The 15977-nt window shown below is 44.5% G+C and carries 24 protein-coding genes; 2 read left to right on the forward strand and 22 right to left on the reverse strand.

Translation table 11 applies throughout. The features are described from left to right. Positions 1–9: 9 nt before the first annotated feature. The 7 genes from GC093_RS20745 to GC093_RS20775 all read right to left on the reverse strand — a co-directional run bounded on the left by GC093_RS20745 (position 10) and on the right by GC093_RS20775 (position 6397). Positions 10–1242, reverse strand: coding sequence for a DUF2213 domain-containing protein (locus GC093_RS20745; protein ID WP_216624731.1), 1233 nt, complete (start codon positions 1240–1242; stop codon positions 10–12). A gap of 152 nt (positions 1243–1394) precedes the next feature. Continuing rightward, on the reverse strand, positions 1395–2156 hold the full coding sequence (locus GC093_RS20750) for a phage head morphogenesis protein (protein ID WP_216624732.1): 762 nt from the start codon (positions 2154–2156) through the stop codon (positions 1395–1397). Then, entirely contained in the window at positions 2110–3654 is a 1545-nt protein-coding gene (locus GC093_RS20755; RefSeq protein WP_216624733.1) for a phage portal protein, read from the reverse strand. The genes GC093_RS20750 and GC093_RS20755 overlap by 47 nt, the downstream gene beginning before the upstream one ends. A 19-nt stretch (positions 3655–3673) precedes the next feature. After that, the gene (locus GC093_RS20760) at positions 3674–4960 is read right to left on the reverse strand and encodes a PBSX family phage terminase large subunit (RefSeq protein ID WP_171653819.1); all 1287 of its coding nucleotides are present in this window, start codon (positions 4958–4960) and stop codon (positions 3674–3676) included. Then, a complete protein-coding gene (locus GC093_RS20765) occupies positions 4941–5837 on the reverse strand; it encodes a phage terminase small subunit-related protein (RefSeq protein ID WP_312886581.1) in 897 nt (298 codons plus the stop codon). The genes GC093_RS20760 and GC093_RS20765 overlap by 20 nt, the downstream gene beginning before the upstream one ends. A gap of 48 nt (positions 5838–5885) precedes the next feature. Next, complete coding sequence (locus GC093_RS20770; RefSeq protein WP_171653820.1) at positions 5886–6074, reverse strand: hypothetical protein; 189 nt, start codon at positions 6072–6074, stop codon at positions 5886–5888. A gap of 95 nt (positions 6075–6169) precedes the next feature. Then, complete coding sequence (locus GC093_RS20775) at positions 6170–6397, reverse strand: hypothetical protein (RefSeq protein WP_171653821.1); 228 nt, start codon at positions 6395–6397, stop codon at positions 6170–6172. Positions 6398–6605: 208 nt separating this feature from the next. On the opposite strand from GC093_RS20775, the gene GC093_RS20780 reads away from it, so the two are divergent. Beyond that, the gene (locus GC093_RS20780; RefSeq protein WP_171653822.1) at positions 6606–6929 is read left to right on the forward strand and encodes a hypothetical protein; all 324 of its coding nucleotides are present in this window, start codon (positions 6606–6608) and stop codon (positions 6927–6929) included. 7 nt (positions 6930–6936) lie between these two features. Here GC093_RS20780 and GC093_RS20785 read toward each other — a convergent pair whose 3' ends face one another. The 6 genes from GC093_RS20785 to GC093_RS36460 all read right to left on the reverse strand — a co-directional run bounded on the left by GC093_RS20785 (position 6937) and on the right by GC093_RS36460 (position 10906). Next, a complete protein-coding gene (locus GC093_RS20785; protein ID WP_171653823.1) occupies positions 6937–8229 on the reverse strand; it encodes a DNA modification methylase in 1293 nt (430 codons plus the stop codon). 70 nt (positions 8230–8299) lie between these two features. Beyond that, positions 8300–8470, reverse strand: coding sequence for a hypothetical protein (locus GC093_RS20790; RefSeq protein ID WP_171653824.1), 171 nt, complete (start codon positions 8468–8470; stop codon positions 8300–8302). 248 nt (positions 8471–8718) lie between these two features. Beyond that, positions 8719–9432, reverse strand: a complete 714-nt coding sequence (locus GC093_RS20795; protein WP_171653825.1) for a hypothetical protein — start codon at positions 9430–9432, stop codon at positions 8719–8721. A gap of 61 nt (positions 9433–9493) precedes the next feature. Next, positions 9494–10111 carry a hypothetical protein gene (locus tag GC093_RS20800; RefSeq protein ID WP_171653826.1) on the reverse strand — a complete coding sequence of 206 codons (618 nt, stop codon included), beginning with the start codon at positions 10109–10111 and terminating at the stop codon, positions 9494–9496. Between the two features lie 60 nt (positions 10112–10171). Beyond that, a complete protein-coding gene (locus GC093_RS20805) occupies positions 10172–10684 on the reverse strand; it encodes a sigma factor-like helix-turn-helix DNA-binding protein (RefSeq protein WP_171653827.1) in 513 nt (170 codons plus the stop codon). Positions 10685–10774: 90 nt separating this feature from the next. Next, positions 10775–10906 (reverse strand): hypothetical protein, encoded by a 132-nt coding sequence (locus GC093_RS36460; protein WP_281365281.1) that lies wholly within the window; start codon positions 10904–10906, stop codon positions 10775–10777. A gap of 132 nt (positions 10907–11038) precedes the next feature. Between GC093_RS36460 and GC093_RS20810 the strand changes: the two genes are divergently transcribed. Continuing rightward, positions 11039–11203, forward strand: a complete 165-nt coding sequence (locus GC093_RS20810) for a hypothetical protein (RefSeq protein ID WP_171653828.1) — start codon at positions 11039–11041, stop codon at positions 11201–11203. 60 nt (positions 11204–11263) lie between these two features. On the opposite strand, the gene GC093_RS20815 is transcribed toward GC093_RS20810, so the two are convergent. The 9 genes from GC093_RS20815 to GC093_RS20850 are packed head-to-tail and all read right to left on the reverse strand — an operon-like array spanning position 11264 to position 15952. Then, positions 11264–11419 carry a hypothetical protein gene (locus GC093_RS20815; protein WP_171653829.1) on the reverse strand — a complete coding sequence of 52 codons (156 nt, stop codon included), beginning with the start codon at positions 11417–11419 and terminating at the stop codon, positions 11264–11266. 28 nt (positions 11420–11447) lie between these two features. Then, complete coding sequence (locus tag GC093_RS35525; RefSeq protein ID WP_216624734.1) at positions 11448–12398, reverse strand: hypothetical protein; 951 nt, start codon at positions 12396–12398, stop codon at positions 11448–11450. A 5-nt stretch (positions 12399–12403) separates the two neighbouring features. Continuing rightward, on the reverse strand, positions 12404–12904 hold the full coding sequence (locus GC093_RS20825) for a RuvC family protein (RefSeq protein ID WP_171653830.1): 501 nt from the start codon (positions 12902–12904) through the stop codon (positions 12404–12406). After that, complete coding sequence (locus tag GC093_RS20830) at positions 12905–13066, reverse strand: hypothetical protein (RefSeq protein WP_171653831.1); 162 nt, start codon at positions 13064–13066, stop codon at positions 12905–12907. Then, on the reverse strand, positions 13063–13191 hold the full coding sequence (locus GC093_RS36465; RefSeq protein ID WP_281365282.1) for a hypothetical protein: 129 nt from the start codon (positions 13189–13191) through the stop codon (positions 13063–13065). Before GC093_RS36465 ends, GC093_RS20830 begins: the two co-directional genes overlap by 4 nt. Positions 13192–13206: 15 nt before the next feature. Beyond that, on the reverse strand, positions 13207–13383 hold the full coding sequence (locus GC093_RS20835) for a hypothetical protein (protein ID WP_171653832.1): 177 nt from the start codon (positions 13381–13383) through the stop codon (positions 13207–13209). Next, positions 13380–14774: a replicative DNA helicase gene (dnaB, locus tag GC093_RS20840; protein WP_171653833.1), complete on the reverse strand. Its 1395-nt coding sequence runs from the start codon at positions 14772–14774 to the stop codon at positions 13380–13382. The genes GC093_RS20835 and dnaB overlap by 4 nt, the downstream gene beginning before the upstream one ends. Then, positions 14752–15105: a replicative helicase loader/inhibitor gene (locus GC093_RS20845; protein WP_171653834.1), complete on the reverse strand. Its 354-nt coding sequence runs from the start codon at positions 15103–15105 to the stop codon at positions 14752–14754. The genes dnaB and GC093_RS20845 overlap by 23 nt, the downstream gene beginning before the upstream one ends. Next, complete coding sequence (locus GC093_RS20850) at positions 15044–15952, reverse strand: hypothetical protein (RefSeq protein WP_171653835.1); 909 nt, start codon at positions 15950–15952, stop codon at positions 15044–15046. The genes GC093_RS20845 and GC093_RS20850 overlap by 62 nt, the downstream gene beginning before the upstream one ends. Positions 15953–15977: the final 25 nt, after the last annotated feature.

The raw sequence follows: 15977 nt of genomic DNA on the forward strand, positions 1-15977 counted from the left end.
TCGCCCTCCTTAGGCTTTCGCTTGGTAATGTGGGTTGTATTTGGCAGCAATGTCTTTACCGAGTTGCGAATGGTCTTGCTGCGCTAACGGCTTACCAGATGCTGGCTGATTGTCTGCTGTTGGCTTTTTGCGACCTTTGTCGATGGCAGCGTAAGTGTTGGTATGCGGTTTAGCTTTGATGCTCGCGATAGCAGCATCAACGGCACGCTTGCGTTCAGTAGGGTCAGAGATTGCTGCAATGATCGGCTTCATTGCTTTTAGTGCTGCAATCTTGTAGGCATTGTCACCAGTCAACGCGCTATGTGGGCGGTCCTCTGGGTTAGTTACAGGACCTTCTTCATCCATTTGCTCAACAGGGATGGTATGGCTTTCTTCCTCGTCGTTGTCACCTGTCGGTTTTTCAAGTTCAGCGATCATGGCATCAATCGCATCCTCAGGCTTCGGTTCAGCCTTGTTGGCTTGAATCAAGCCTGTCACCAACTCCGTCAGTTTGCTGACTTGCTCGGCCAAAGCTTGCATAGCTGGATCAGCATCTTTGGTTTCTTCTTTCGTTTCTGTCTCTTCGTTTTCGTCATTGGCAGCTCTTTCCTCAGCCATGGCATCAACTGCCTCACGGATATCCTCGGGCTCTGCGTCCAATGCGAATTGCTTCAATCCGAGAGCCGCCAAAAAGTCGGTAACTCGTGATTGCTTTTTCGGTAATGCGATTTTTTTAGACATTCTTGTTTCTCCTTCCGGTTCTGGGTTTGGTTTTGAATCTTTTATCGCAACGCGGTCACCTGCTCTGCCATTTGTTACAACGGCGACATGATTACCGCAGATTTGCTGCTGTTGATATGTGCCGTCTTCCATTGGAACATAGGTACAATCATAGCCGCACGATACCTCACGTTTTCCGTCCTGAATCTCGCTGATGAGTGTTTGATCATATATCACCAAATCAGCTATCAGAAGGTCGCTCTCACCGCCTGAGCCCTGCCGCACGTTTTGTGCAGCCCCTCGCATGTATCGAGTAGCATTCTCAGGGGTGACAACTTCTGGTGGATGTTCGTCTGTTGCAACCTTCCCTTCGAAACTCGCCATAGCAGCAGGCTTGAAGACTTCTTCGGGGCTACGGTAAACCTTCACAATTTGCCCTCTAAGGTCATCGAGCCCTAATTCCTCGCCCAAGTACTCATACCACCCTGCGCGGGCAATAGGGACGTTATGTGCGATCAAGAAACCTTCTGGTGTGGCTGTCATATTGGGGCTGAAGCGCGAACCGTAATAGGCTCTCATATTTGTTCATCACCTCCTCTCAGGCAATAAAAAAGAACCGCAAAATGTGCGATCCCATTTGTTCAATATGGCAGTTTATATGATTACTTACGACTTAAATAAGAAAGGAACCCCCCTCACATAATCGCTTCGAACTGTATTCGTGACATGCGTTGTATCCGACCGCCCCAGTGCACGTTAGCAGGCCATTTGATTAGGTCCAAATCGATAACCGGCTCTGGGTAGCAGCGACAATTGAAGATATCACCGCAATGGTAATGTCCGTATGTCCTCGCCTCACCGTCAAGCTGCTCGGGGCTTGGCGGGCTGTCCCACTTCACAAGAACGCCTTCCATTCGCGCATGAGCGTCCCGTACGCGTGCATCTTTTGACGTACGCCATACATACCAGTTGACCCCTATACTTTGGCTGCGGGCTCGCGTAAGAGCGGTTGACGTTTTACTGGTTTCAGTCCTTGCAATGAGCCCGGCCTTGGTCTTGGATGCCTCCGGGAAAAATGCCTTGATCTGCTCCACTATGTTACTGGCTCTTGTCCCTTTAAGGCTTTCCGCCATGATGTGTCCGTTGACCTGTCGGGCAATATCCAGTGGCAAGGATCTAATAAGCTCGGCATTGCGGTTAATTTGAGACATAACAGTACCGCCAAGTGGACCCGCCATTTCTTTTTGCAGCGCCTCATAGATAAACCTCCCTCGGCTATTCTTCTTTGCTGCCTGCCTCCACGTTCGGCCAGCATCCGTGAATAGATGCGTTACCATCTTAGTTGCGGCAGCCTCAGAATAAACGGCAAAGCCTTTACTCCGTGAAAAGTTTCTAATCGCCCTTAGTATTTCAATGGGATCGTCTAAATCGACTAATAAATTTTCTAAACTTCGCATCGAAGCTCGGAGGGCTCGTTGATAGGTTGCTTCGATTCGTCTTTTCGGAGCCCATAGGTCCATAATCCTCTAGCCCTCCTCCCATAAGCAACTCATCCTGATGCGTTCCATCGTCGGCCTGATCGATGTCCTCGTCCGTGATGTTCGTGAACATCCCCGTTGATTCGCTCATCTGCTTGAGCTCTTTCAGCGACGTTTTCTGACTGATAATACCCGCCTGGAACACGTTGATGATGGACGTTGTTTTCTTGTCCACCAGCTCTGCTACCTCTTTATCATTCGGGGTCCGTATCGGGTCAAACACATAATCAATATCATCCGGAATCGCACCAAACTCAGACATGCACATAATTGGCAGCAGCTTATCGAGTACAGGAGCGAGCGATGACTCCTGTGCTTGCTGTACCGTCTCATAATAGTTCTGCATATCGCTCTCACCGGTAGCATTCATACCTGCAGGTGCTCTCCCAAATAACTTGGTTACTGGGATAGAACTTGCGCCGGCCATGTCGAGCATGAAGCTTTCGTAAATCTCGTTTAACCCACCAAAGCTGTACTGATGTGTTTGAAATTCATCGTCTTTACCGATGATATGCATACCCATATTCGACATGAGCCAGTTTTGAGCTTGAATTGTATTGTAGATATCGGCCTGAATCTTTGGATCACCGATTGCTAACATCTCACCCCAATCGGCGGTTTTCTGCACTCGCAGGTTAGCGAGAAAAATAAGCTGTGCAATGTTCCAACTCGTATTGTCACGCTTTTTCAACTCATCGAATACAACCTCGACCTCACTGGCACCCCAATTCACTTCTGCAAGCTTTTCCCAATAGGGCAATTCCCGACCGATGAATCTCAAGATTCTGCTGTGATGAACATTCATCGTTTGACCTTCGTCAAGAGTAACCTGATAAGACCTTGGCAATCCAAACTCAGGATCGTCAATATCGTCAACCAAATCGCTGCTTGGATATACGCCGGACCAACGATCAAGGATCATCAATCCTTTGAAGGAGCCAGGCATTATCATATCGAAGTCGAGCGGTTGGTCCAGTTCATCCTGATGACCTTCGATCATGATCAGTCCAACAGCACCGCCATACAGACGCCCCCACTTTAGGCCTTGAAGGACCTTCGATTTCACCTTTCTGACACGCCACAGCTTATCAATCTTTCGGATCATCTCGGGCGCCAACTGCGTTGTGATCGTGATCCAGTTACGCGTCATATCCTCAGGAATCGTATCAATCACACGCCGGATAATCCAGTGTGATCGGTACAAGCTGTTCATCAGCTGATAGTTCTGACTCAATCGTGTCAGTGGATATTCGGTACCCTCTATCAGGTTTGGCGTACCGCTTCCCAATCTAGCCAGTACGTTACTGAACGCATCCATTGTAAGCCCGGGCGGTAATTTAGGCTTAGGTAGCTTCTGCGCTTCTGGTGGTTGCCTCGCGTCTGTGATGACCTTTCGATGCTTGTTACGTCTGCTCAAATATTTGCCTCTCCTTTCTTCACGCCGCTATTCTCCTCGGCTTAATAATCGTTTTCGTGAAATACCTAATGCAATCCATGCTGTGGTCAAACTGCTTCATCGGCTGTTCAATACCTCTTGCCGCCGCCTTCTCGTCCCAGATATAACTGGCTCTCTCTTTTAGGAAGTTAGGGCAGTTCTTCTTGTGGACCCTAAGCTTCCGCTTCGCCATCATCGTAGACACGTTACGTATGCCATCCTCGACATCGTTGTCTGCATCCTTGATCCGAACTCCCCGATTCCTCAAAGCCACCTTGAAGCTGGCTGCCGAAGGATCGATGATCGTATACAATGGCGGGTATTCATCTCCGACAAACTCCATGAAGTCATCAGCATATTGGCTATCCTCTTTCTGGATGCCCTTATCCTTGCCCGAATAGTAATACTCGTTCAGGATCCAGATGACGTCTCCATCATCCCATATGTCCAGAAACACCATAGGGTTACTGGTCCCGTAATCGAGAGCGATGTAGCGCCTTGCCAGCATCTTAAAGCCTGGTACAAGGTCGTTATCATCAAATGTATTCAGATCATCGTCCCACATATCGTAAATGATGCCTTCAGCAAGGACCCATAAGCCCAAAATATAGCGCTTATAAAATATTCCAGTAAACATGCGCCGATAACGTTCACGTACGGCTTCGGATAGCGACAAGTTATCATCCATCGTGAAATGCAGGTGCAGGGCCAGCTTTTGTTTTGCTTTGTCGATCCACTCCACTTTAAACCAGTGATACGGGCCTGCGGGGTTACAGTTAAACCAGAACTTGGAGCCCTCGATAGAACAACGGGCAACCGCCTGATCAACAAAGCTGCGTGGCATCAAAGCCACCTCATCGAAGAACATGCCCGCTAAGGTGATCCCTTGGATTAAATCCTGTGAGCGTTCGTCCTTTCCACCAAATAAGAAAAAGTGGTTTGCGACTAGACCATGACTGATGGTAAGTATGTTTTCTGTGAGATTATCATGTACCTGGTATCCGCGACTGACGAGCATCCTTTTAAGTGATCCGACCACGTTTCTGCGCAGGGCACCTATTGTCTTGCCAGCCATTCCAAATTGTTCACCATTATAATTTTCTGTCGCCCAGACCACATAGCTAAATGACATAGCTACTGTTTTCCCCGAACGTACAGCGCCATCAGCAATAAGTGCATCTTTATCATGATGTGGACTTTCTGGCATCCACCAAGTTAATACCTTCACCTGTTTATTCGAGAAAGGCTTCCACTTGAATGTAGGAGGTTTAAGCTTCGGTTTTGCCATCGTCTTCCCACACCTCCGCAACTCTTCCACGAAGTGCATCCATGAATCCGTCATTATCAGGCTCATTTGGATCACTACCGCCCCGCAGCAGTTGTAATTCATACTTCATTTTTTCTATACGAACCTGTTTCTCTTCATCGATTGCCTCCATTCGATACTTCAGATCAATCCATTTGGCCTTCTTGTCTTGGATACGAGTTAATGATTCCTCGTGAGCAAGAATATCATCTATAAGACGCTTCTCTGTTTCCTCCAGCTCTGTTGTAACCATTTCTTGCTTTTCACGAATGATGGTTGATGTTTTCCCAGTCTTCTCATCATGGATTTGAACAGGGTCCTTGACGGTTACTCGCTGCTGAAGAACTCGCCGCCCCTTTTCAGTTAAGCCATTCATTAACTTTTGTATCCGGAGCAGCATCCTACGCTCTCGCATTGAAGCTAGCTTAATTCCTTCATCCACTTGAATGTATGGGTCAGTATCAATCTGCTCATACAAAAGACGCTCATCGTCTTCGAGAGCGTCCAGCCAGATCGTTTCATATTCACCTGTCTTAAGTGCTTTCTTATTGCGAAAGGGGCCGCCATGCCCGCCCCTATTACCTTTAGCATTCTTACTCCCGAGCGGAGCCCCGCCTTTATTGCCAACAGCATTTTTATTACCTTTGGGCGCACCACTACGTTTAGTAACGTTACCTTTCGTTTCATTAGTAACGTTACTATTCAGTACGGCTTCCCATTTGTCTTGCGACTTCCACTTTCTTATCTGAGTTTCACCCAAACCAAGAGCAGCAGCAATGTCTTTGAGTTTTATAGTGCCGCTACTGTCGAGCCACATCTTCTTTGCCCTATCTCTGTCTGGAGAGCGTCCTCTAGCCACTACATCTCACCTCACCTCCAATGTGTTGCATTGGATTAAAGGGACGAGCTAGCCCCTCTTCCAATATTCTTCTATACCCATAATTAACTTAGTTTTGGGTACATGCACTGTTAGTACTTTTATTTCTTCGCTTATACTTTTCTTAGGTAACTTTCCACTCAGAACCATTTCCAACAGGTCCTTTCCTTCACGTTCTCTTTTCATTTCATCAATTCGTTTTCTCAAGAGGTTTTCCATTCAAATCACGTCCTTAGCGTTAGTAGAGTCAATCTTCAACTCTTCATTGTACATTCTAAGAACGACAGATATGAAAATAACAACACTCTGTACAGTTATAATTCTTCCTTCTGCAGCTCAATATCAATCTCAATGAGCTTCTTCAAATCCTCAACCGTCTTGATCTCAATCCGCCCGTCCTGAAAGTCCTTCACCCACCGAGCAATACCGGCTTGAACGATCTTTCGATACTTGGACTTGGATTCCAGGATGCCTTGAATGACTTCAATCTCGTGTTGTAAAAGCAAATCATCATTATTACTGTTCGTATTTTCATTAGACAATTGCGAACACCCCACAGATACGTTACAATGGATATGAGATCGTGTGTTCGATTCCGTGGCCACGGCTATCACGATCTCGCCGGGGGTGTCCCGGTGGTTAAGGGGGCGTTGATGCGCCCTCTTTTTTTATTTTCATTACTTAACTAGCTTGCAGCTATGAAGAAATACGATAGAATATTATTACAATACATAAAAGGAAGGTCCCACAATGACATTAAGTAAAAAAGGCTCCAGAAAGATAATAGTTAATGATGAAGAGTTTAGATGGATTATATCCCCCTCTAAGGACTTTATTTCACTTATTGCAGAACATGGACATGAAAAGGGTCGTAGAATTGAAGTCTATATAAAATCGGATATAAATAGACTTTGGGTTGAATTCCCTCATATTGATGACCAGAATTTGAAAGTCATTACACCAAAAGATACTTCATTTATAATTTCTGAAGCTATTAAACAAGGTTGGAACCCAAAGGAAAAGGGCAAACCTATGGTCTTCGATTTAAATGGTGACTCATTAGTGAAAAGGTAATACTTCATTACGCCGCTGATTCAGCCCTAAACAAAAGAACCGGCTCTATGCCGGTTGCTTCGAGGTACCTCTTCTTGATTACATCACAGAATATCGGATCAAGCTCCATGGTCCGGCAATCACGTTCTGTTTGCTCACAGGTCATCAGCGTTGAACCGCTGCCCCCGAATAAATCAACGATGATATCCCCACGCTTGCTGCTGTTTCTGATTGGTATTGCAATCAGCTCAAGCGGCTTTTGAGTGGGATGAACATACTTGGTCACATCTCCTCGAGACACTTCCCAAATGCTCTCAGGCTCTGGAGGCTCAACCGGTAGCCCTGCTTTCCAAACCGTCGTTTGTTTTCGATCTCCATACCATGCAGGTGACTTTCCTTTGAAATGCGCATAGAAAACCGGCTCATGCTTGTACTTATACTGAGCAAAACCAAAGGTGAACGCGTTCTTTACCCAGATACACTGCGTACGGACCACGATGCCGGCTTCGTTCATTGCATCTTCAAACTCACGTTGATATGAAGAAGGGTGAAACACATATATTGCAGCAGTCGCATCCATGACTGCAGCATAGCTCCCAAAGACTGCATTCAAAAACTCCTTGAACTGCTCTGCTGGCATATCATCATTCATGATTGTATCCCGGCCGTCCGCGGCCAACCTTACTGAATCACTTTTAAACGCAACATTATATGGTGGGTCAGTAACCACAAGCGCAGCCCTCGCCTCACCCATTAGCCGTTGTACATCTGCTCTATTCGTTGCATCACCACACATCAACAAATGCCGACCGAGCTGCCACACATCACCATAACGGGTTTCTGGATCTTTGATTTCATCTAGAGCACGCTGCACGTCGAAATCATCTTCTACGACAGTCGGATCGATATCCGTATTGACCGGCAGGCCCTGGAGAAGGTTGTCCAACTCGTCAGCCTGATAACCTGATTGAAGCGCAATCTCCTCGAGAGAAAAGTGAGTCGAGAGCTCCTCCAATAAAGATGCAAGCAGCTCTTCATTGGTATGTCCCCGAAGATGCCCCAGGCTTACGGTTAGTAGCTTAGCCTCTTCTTGGCTCGATTCAACGATAACGCAGACGATTTCATTTAAGCCAGCTTCTCCAGCTGCCCGCCAGCGCTTCTCTCCTTTGATGATGGTCAAATCAGATCGAACCAGGATCGGCTGCAGCACACCATGTTTACGGATACTCTCCACCAATGATTTATATATGTAATCATCCATTTCATTGGGGTTCCAACCGTTGGTCTTGAGCTGTTCAATCGGCAGTGTCTCGATTCTCATTACTACACCTCCATAAAGTTAAGTTGGTTTTAAGCAAAAGAAAAAAGCACCGGTCAGGGTGCTTTTTCTGTTACACTTTATATTTTTCATATTCTTGCATCACATCTTGCAACGCCGAATACTCATCATTAAATCTTTTAGAATATATTTCTTTACCATCCGATTTTCTTTTAATGATGGAGAACCAGCCTTCTACTTTTAATGTAGCTACTGCTTCATATTCCTCGTCTCCTTCTGTCAAAATATTACCTCCTTTAGATGAAATTTTTTATTTAGTCTCAACTACAAAGAATGTATATGCTTACCTGATAGAATTATTCAATTAACCTCTATAATTTCATTACGCCCCCTTCCCTTTTCACCGCTATGGTTGTATAACCACATAGCAAAAAATGACGCATCTCTGCGCCACTCACTGCAAGTATCCAACTATTCACTTAATGGCACATTGGACGACAAAACAACTCAGTTTATTGATGTTATAGTACTTCAATTTTTATAATATTTCTCAGCACTCATATTTAAAACACCTTCATTTCTTAATCTAATTAATAATATTACTGATTGCAAATGACCGAAATCTGAATGACCATACTCTTTAATGATATTTTTCATGGTTTCGACAGATATTTCATCACCGGACTTAAAAAAATCACGAATTTTCTCCTTGACTATTTGGTAAAATATCTCTTCACCAAGAAGCTTAGTCCCTTTCTTTTGCACATTAACAGAAATATTCTGATCGCTGATTTCTCTGTTACTAATGGTTAAAGATGACTTTAAATGCTCACTAGCGAGTTCGACTTTTTCGTTAACTATTGCTATTATCTCTTCTTGACTTAATGAATTCTGTTGCAATAATTTATCTTGAAGTTCATTTTTTATATTCTCACTAATTTCATCAATTTTAATATCCTTCTCTTTATTAAATTCACGTGGATCGAAGTTGTTTAGTTTCGTGTCCATTTGACTTACTTTCTCTCTCACTTCAGCTAGCATAACATTAATTTGATCTTTAACATTATCCCCTTTTGTTGCTTCTCTAACTGAGATGTAAATGGCAACAGCACCTAAAGCTAATGAAACGAATGTAGACCCATAAGAAACAATCTGCATAAGCCAATCCTTATATACAAATGCCATCCCTTGAGCAAACAATGTGAAAGTCAATAACCAAAACCAATCAATCGTTCTCCATTTCATTTAAAGAGCACCCCTTCAATATTCTTCATTAATTCGCAAAATTACGCGACAAATGCTCCTCTTAGGACCGAAACCGTGTGATTTTTTCATACTCCTCAGCTTCATAAATTAGAGTCTCGCCGATCTCAATAGACAATAAGTTAACTTGTTTTATTTCAGCATTTATCAATTCTACCAATTCTCTTTGTAATAGTACTTTTTCAGATTTTCCCATTAAAAATGAGTTCCACTTTTCGAAATGATATAAAATCGTGGTTGTTTTATAATACACAAGTGGGCTCACAGAGGCCGCTTTTGTATTAAGTTCGTCAGTTCTTCTTAATAAGTTAGTGAAGGTCACACCTAATCGATAAAAGTCTTTAACTTCTAGATCATAATAAACGCTTTCTAATGCCTCATCAATGCTTTTAAAAACGTCTTCGCAATTTTTAAGTTTTAAAGGATGTTTGTTTATAAAATCCATCTTATATTGATTATTTATGGTCATCCTAACACCAACCAACGTTATAAATCCACCAATTATTGCTCCTAAAAAGGCAAGTGGATCCCACCCACTTAATTTGTATCTAGCTAATACCAAATCCAATAATAACAGCATCAACATTATACAAATAGCAAGTAGAATAAATAGAATAGAATTGATTAGCCACTTCTTTACCCGATCTTCATCGAACTTCACTACTTCACATCCCTATAAAAAAAGTCCTCTTAAATATTACCACAAAATAACAAATATAGCTTATTCCAAAAGGAACAAGCTGTTCATTTTCGCATCTTCAATTTTCTTTGCCGCTCGTTCTAAAAACTTCTGCACCGTGCTCCTTCCAAGATGTAACTCTAAAGCGATATCATATTCACTCATGCCATCAACGTGATACATAATAAAACATTGCTTCTCTCGATCCGTTAGGTCATGCATCGCTTCTTCTAATCTAAAACATTCGTCCGCCGTCAGTTCTCTGCTCTCGCGCTGTACTGTCCATCCATTTGGTGATTCATACCGATCTAGCCAAGCAGGGTCCCACGGACGCTCATACCTTTTCTCTACGCCCCGCATGCTCCCTGGCCGACGCCCTGTTGCAAGCCATTCCAGCACGTATTCACAATCCTGGATCATGCTACCGAAAAGTTCCCGCTGAGCTTTCTGTTCTTTAGGGTCACATGCATCTTTAGCCTTCTCGATCATCCGCTTTGTATGTCTATATGCTGGTATAAGATCAATGATTGATGCATTCCAATGTTCATTAGCCATTCCCCTCACCCATCCTCTATGATATAGTGGTGATAGGAACACATATTCCCCAGCGCCTCCGACCAAGGTACACGCTGGGGAATTTCTTTATTATGATTGTTCTTCTGCTTCTATCTCTTCATTAGTTTCGACCATATAACCCTCTGGTGTTTTTTCGCTAATTGCCACGATCACTCCGTTTGTATCTCTCTTAATAAATAATAATTCCTGTTTCCATTTCATGTTTATTCTCTCCTTATTCTCCGGTACTTGGTTTATATCATGGGATTGTCCTCCCAAGATTGAAACTATAACATGAATAATTCTCCATTTACTGCAAATAATAATCTCGATAAAATCCAAATGGAGGTAATTATGAAACACATTATCACTAAACAAATAGCTGATGAAGCTGGTATTACAGAACCACAAGCCGAGAAAGCAGTAGATGCACTAATTGGCTATTTTAAAACAAGACTCCCAGTCGAAACAAACAATGATATTCAAAGTCTCATTATAGGTGAAGATAACATGCATTAACTCTCTTCAAAGAGAGTTTTTTTATTTACAAACATAAACGCCTTATCATAGCTCAGCCTTCTAATCCATACAAAAGTACCCTTTATTGATCCTCTCGATATCTTCAAGCGTAGCCGGCATGATAATAAATGCCTTACCATCAATCCAAAATACTTCTTGCTCATGATCCTTTAGCTGCAAAAGGTGCTGCTCAAAGGGGATTCTTGAATCGTTCATGCTGCCTCCTTATATTGGAAGGAGCAGCTTACGCTGCCCCGTCTTGCCCTTTCATTGCCTCTTTCACTTTCTTTTTATACTTATTCCAAGCCGTTTGAAGGATAGTTGATGATATTTTCAAACTCTGAGCAATCTCCATCCATGTCTCCCCATCTTTCTTACGTTTCAGCAGCCCCGGGAAATCAAACTGTATGTCTTCAAAAGTAGGGCTGTTCTTCAAAATAAATCCCTCTACGTCTACAGAGTCAATGCCTGCAGGTTGTTCAGATTCCGTATGATCTTTCGATTGTTCTGAGTCTCCACTGCTGTCCGTCTGTTTTATGACATCGCCTGCTTCCTGATTGGATTCAGTTTGATTATCATCACCTTCAACAATACCTTGCTCAACTGTTGATCCAGCTCCACCGTTTTCTTGGGCTTCCTTCCATTCGTGCCACTTCATAGCAAGAGGAGCCACGCGCTTACGGTAATCGTCCATGAGGACGGAAAACTCTCCAAGAGAGATGTTCAATTCGTAAGCAATTTTCGCATAAGTAACACCATCGCTAGCTCGAGAAAGGATATGTGGAAAGTCATATGTCATATCGTCATAGATAGGAGCTAAGCCACTGCGGATGAATTCATCGATCTTAATGAGATCAGCTTCGACCTTTTCCTCTTTCACTGGAATTTGCTCTTTTGGTAGACCTAAGTCTGCCTCAAGCTGCTCCCCTTCTGGCTTCGCCACCTCAGAAACAATACCTGTTTCATCCACCTTATACTCACGGATTGGTTTGTTCGTTTTGGCATTGATCTCCACCTTGTAAGAAACTATTGTGCTCTCTAAGGAGAAGCGCACGTTCCTTTCAATCATCTTACGAAGGTGAAAATAATCTTCTTTATTGTCCAGATCTTCCGAAATCTCAATTTGCAGAAGCAACTTGCCGCCCTTCTTCATATTGGCGTTGACCAGTACTCCCTCGGCCTCAATGTAACTCACACATATCATCCCTTCAGTTTTTTTATTACTTCCTGCTGGCATTTCACGAGCTTAACCGGTTCATATAGAGCCCGTGCTATTTGAGCAAGTACATAGGCGTCTGTTACGTTATTGCTTTTATGCTGAAAGCCCCATCGCTTAAATACCTCAACGGCAACTGCCTCTTTACCAGCATTGCCTCCTGCACCGGTAAACTTCTTAAGTGCAGATGGAGCAACCTCAATCATGCTCGTCTTTCGCTCGTAGAGGCTCATCCGTATTCCCCAGCCTATTCCTCCAAGTAAGAAACCGGCTTGGCTGGCAAATCCAAATCCTTCGATGGCTACCCTATCACTTGGGTTAGTCAAGCCTATGATAGTTTGAACTAGCAAGCGCATATGTCTCGCGCTAGGATCTCGACCATAAAGCCCCACTTCGATCTCTCGAGCATCCCAAACCTCACCGTCTTCATCCAGGACCACTAATCCGGTTTTAGTCGAAGGATCCAACCCTACATAACGTGGCAATCAACTCACCACCTTCACACATCTGATTGGCCCTCGCAGTGCTCGTTTACTGGCGACTATGTATTTCTCAGAGAGTACGTAAACCTCGCCTAGCTCCTTGTTTCCTTTTTCGATAACAACAAATTTATATTTGGTTTGGAACAGCGGATCAAGCCTACTCATGGGCTTACCTTTCTCCACCAAAGTCCAAGAATACTCGGACGCATACGTACATAAGCAGCCCATACGCCTTCTTCATTTGTGTATTTCTGCCCTACTGCTTTGCCACTGATAGTTAACTGGTACATGGTAGCCACTCCTTTTCATTTTGGATAAACAGGTTTTAATTTATGATTTTCACGAATGTAATGCGGCTTATTCCGGCGCTGAAGCTCTGCTGCCGCCTCATATCGTTCATCCAGATGTGCTCCATACTCGTGAAAGGCTATTGTCAGCAGCTGCGAGGTAGTCGCCTCTTTCCAGTTCAAGGGCTCGTTCATCCGGAACGCCTCCGCATATCAGGAATGTTTTTACTGCTTTTGGATCGTATCGGCTCCTCTTGATGAGTTCGATCCAACGTAACGAATTTATTAAAGTTCTTCAGGAAGGCCAATTCAACAGTTCCAACCGGACCGTTCCGCTGCTTAGCAATGATAATTTCGATGATATTCTTCTTCTCGGTTTCCTTGTCGTAATAATCATCGCGGTACAAGAAGGCTACGATATCAGCATCTTGCTCGATGGATCCGGACTCTCGAATGTCGGACATCATCGGTCGCTTGTCTTGTCGCTGCTCTACACCCCGACTGAGCTGGGAAAGTGCGATAACCGGAACATCCAGTTCCCGAGCAATCTGCTTCAAGGTGCGTGATATTTCTGAGACCTCTTGCTGCCGGTTTTCCTTCCGACCGTTCCCTGAGATAAGCTGCAGGTAATCGATCAGGATCATGCCAAGACCCTTTTCCTTTTTCAGCTTCCGGCACTTAGCTCGGATCTCGTTCACAGTGATAGATGGGCTGTCATCGATAAAGATATTAGCGTCCGACAATGCTCCCATAGCCATGGTTACTTTCTCCCAATCGTCTTGCTCCAAGTACCCGGTCCGGATCCGACTTGCATCGACATTCCCCTCTGCACTGACCATCCGCTGTACCAACTGCTTAGCACCCATTTCTAAGCTGAATACCGCTACAGGTTCTCCGCATGTTTTGCCCGCGCTTTGTGCAACGTTCAAGGCAAATGCTGTTTTTCCGACAGATGGTCGGGCTGCAACGATAATCAAATCGGACGGCTGAAAGCCTGAAGTCATTTTATCTAAGTCCGGGAAACCCGATGTGATTCCGGTAACTCCACCCTCAGAAGGATGCGTATGCCGATGTTCCAAATCTTCGTAGAACTCCGTTCCGACCTCCACGAATGTCCGAAAGCCCCGATTAGATGCAGACCTTCCAGCCAAGTCAGAAGCCGTCTCTTGCATGGCTGCCACAATCTCAGCAGCACCCATCTCATCGTCCTGGGAAAGCTGTATTAACCGTTTCCGTGCTTGTTTGGAGATGGAGTCTTGCTGAACGATTTTGGCATAGTAATCAACGTTTGCAGCTGTAGGTACAGCTCCAGCTATCGATGACAGATACAAAGGGCCGCCCACATTTTCAAGTTGCTTTCGACGCTGTAGATTAGCTATCAGGGTGATCAAATCAATCGGCTCATTGGCGTCGTATATTTCGATCATTGACTCGTAAATAATCCGGTTGGCCACTCGTTGAAAATCATCTGGTAGCAGCAATCCTAAGACCGTAATAATTGCATCATTATCAAGGAGTATGGCGCCGATGACAGCCTGCTCAGGATCAAACTCAATTGGCCGCTCAACCGTTTCGTATGATTCCAAGCTTCTTCAACCTCTCTCTCACATGCTCCGGTGGTGGAGTCGCTGTCTTGGCCCATTCCTCCAAATTGCTAAGGTGCTGCTGCGCTGAAGTACGAAGATCCTCGTGATATAAAGCAAGCTGCTCGGGCTCGGCTTCCGACATCGCAATTTCAGCCGGTACCGGAGGAAATTTGACGGATAGGATATGAGCTCGCAAGTTCCGCTGCGCTAATTCAAATGGTGTTTCTTTCAGTACGTCATGCCATACAGCTACTTTGTCATCGTCGTAATCAAAGCCGTTGTACGTGTTCTGGATGACCAAGAAAAGCTTTCTCACTTCGCTCTCGTTCACGATCCTCAGCCTCCTTGATTTTTCGTTTTGCTTCTTCGTTTCGCAGCTGCAGATTACTTTTCCGAACAACTCCAAGGGGGACCGCTACAGTCGGTGCTGGCTTATCGGTTATGGGCTGTTGGTTTTTCCAAGCCTTGTAAATCGGCTTTTCGTAATACAGGAAAGAGCTGATGTCTTCGCCCCCGGCTTTACGTTCGACGAAGACCTCGTGCATGACCTGGATGATAAAGGGTGACGGGACACCCCCGGCGATCATCTGGTTCATAAGCGCTCTCTCACGCTGCGTAACATTGCGATCTGATTTTTTATGAATTTCACAAAAGGCATCTAAAACTTGTATCATCGAAGATGGTTTTGATTCATCTGAAATTTTAGAGCTCCGGTCACTAACAACAACAACATCATTTAATATCTTTATAATATCTTTATTAGATCGGAAGTTTTCTTCCGGGTGATCGGAAGTTTCTTTCCGGTCTGGATCGGAAGTTTTCTTCCGCTCTGGCTCAGATAGGAAGTTTTCTTCCGGTCTGATTTTGTATTTTTTGGAGTTCTTCACGGTGAAAATTAGGCCGTAAGGAGCTCTTGTTACACGAATATACTCATACTTTTCTAAGTCCTTGATCCATGAACGAATGGTCCTGTCCGTCACATCAAACCGCTCGGACAAGTCAGTAAGCTTTACAGGCTTATTCCCGAGGACAATGCCCCACGTTACACCATCCTTTTCAACATCTTTGGTCGTGGAGCTGATGCACCACAGGAACAACCACACTGCGTTGCCTATTCGGTTATAGTGTATGGGCTCCAACAGACCAGAGAATATAGGAAAGGGGTAACTGTCAGGCATATGTCGACCTCCTATAAAGCTTACT

The organism is Paenibacillus foliorum (assembly GCF_013141765.1).
GTDB lineage: Bacteria > Bacillota > Bacilli > Paenibacillales > NBRC-103111 > Paenibacillus_S > Paenibacillus_S foliorum.

Excerpts from the sequence above, each read along its gene's own strand:
- GC093_RS20785 (WP_171653823.1), bottom strand. The coding sequence starts at position 8,229 with ATGAGAATCGAGACACTGCCGATTGAACAGCTCAAGACCAACGGTTGG.
- GC093_RS36465 (WP_281365282.1), bottom strand. The coding sequence starts at position 13,191 with ATGTACCAGTTAACTATCAGTGGCAAAGCAGTAGGGCAGAAATACACA.
- GC093_RS36460 (WP_281365281.1), bottom strand. The coding sequence starts at position 10,906 with ATGAAATGGAAACAGGAATTATTATTTATTAAGAGAGATACAAACGGA.
- GC093_RS20830 (WP_171653831.1), bottom strand. The coding sequence starts at position 13,066 with ATGAGTAGGCTTGATCCGCTGTTCCAAACCAAATATAAATTTGTTGTT.
- GC093_RS20805 (WP_171653827.1), bottom strand. The coding sequence starts at position 10,684 with ATGGCTAATGAACATTGGAATGCATCAATCATTGATCTTATACCAGCA.
- GC093_RS20810 (WP_171653828.1), top strand. The coding sequence starts at position 11,039 with ATGAAACACATTATCACTAAACAAATAGCTGATGAAGCTGGTATTACA.
- GC093_RS20835 (WP_171653832.1), bottom strand. The coding sequence starts at position 13,383 with ATGAACGAGCCCTTGAACTGGAAAGAGGCGACTACCTCGCAGCTGCTG.
- GC093_RS20850 (WP_171653835.1), bottom strand. The coding sequence starts at position 15,952 with ATGCCTGACAGTTACCCCTTTCCTATATTCTCTGGTCTGTTGGAGCCC.
- GC093_RS20815 (WP_171653829.1), bottom strand. The coding sequence starts at position 11,419 with ATGAACGATTCAAGAATCCCCTTTGAGCAGCACCTTTTGCAGCTAAAG.
- GC093_RS20780 (WP_171653822.1), top strand. The coding sequence starts at position 6,606 with ATGACATTAAGTAAAAAAGGCTCCAGAAAGATAATAGTTAATGATGAA.
- GC093_RS20795 (WP_171653825.1), bottom strand. The coding sequence starts at position 9,432 with ATGAAATGGAGAACGATTGATTGGTTTTGGTTATTGACTTTCACATTG.
- GC093_RS20745 (WP_216624731.1), bottom strand. The coding sequence starts at position 1,242 with ATGACAGCCACACCAGAAGGTTTCTTGATCGCACATAACGTCCCTATT.
- GC093_RS20770 (WP_171653820.1), bottom strand. The coding sequence starts at position 6,074 with ATGGAAAACCTCTTGAGAAAACGAATTGATGAAATGAAAAGAGAACGT.
- GC093_RS20760 (WP_171653819.1), bottom strand. The coding sequence starts at position 4,960 with ATGGCAAAACCGAAGCTTAAACCTCCTACATTCAAGTGGAAGCCTTTC.
- GC093_RS20750 (WP_216624732.1), bottom strand. The coding sequence starts at position 2,156 with ATGCGAAGTTTAGAAAATTTATTAGTCGATTTAGACGATCCCATTGAA.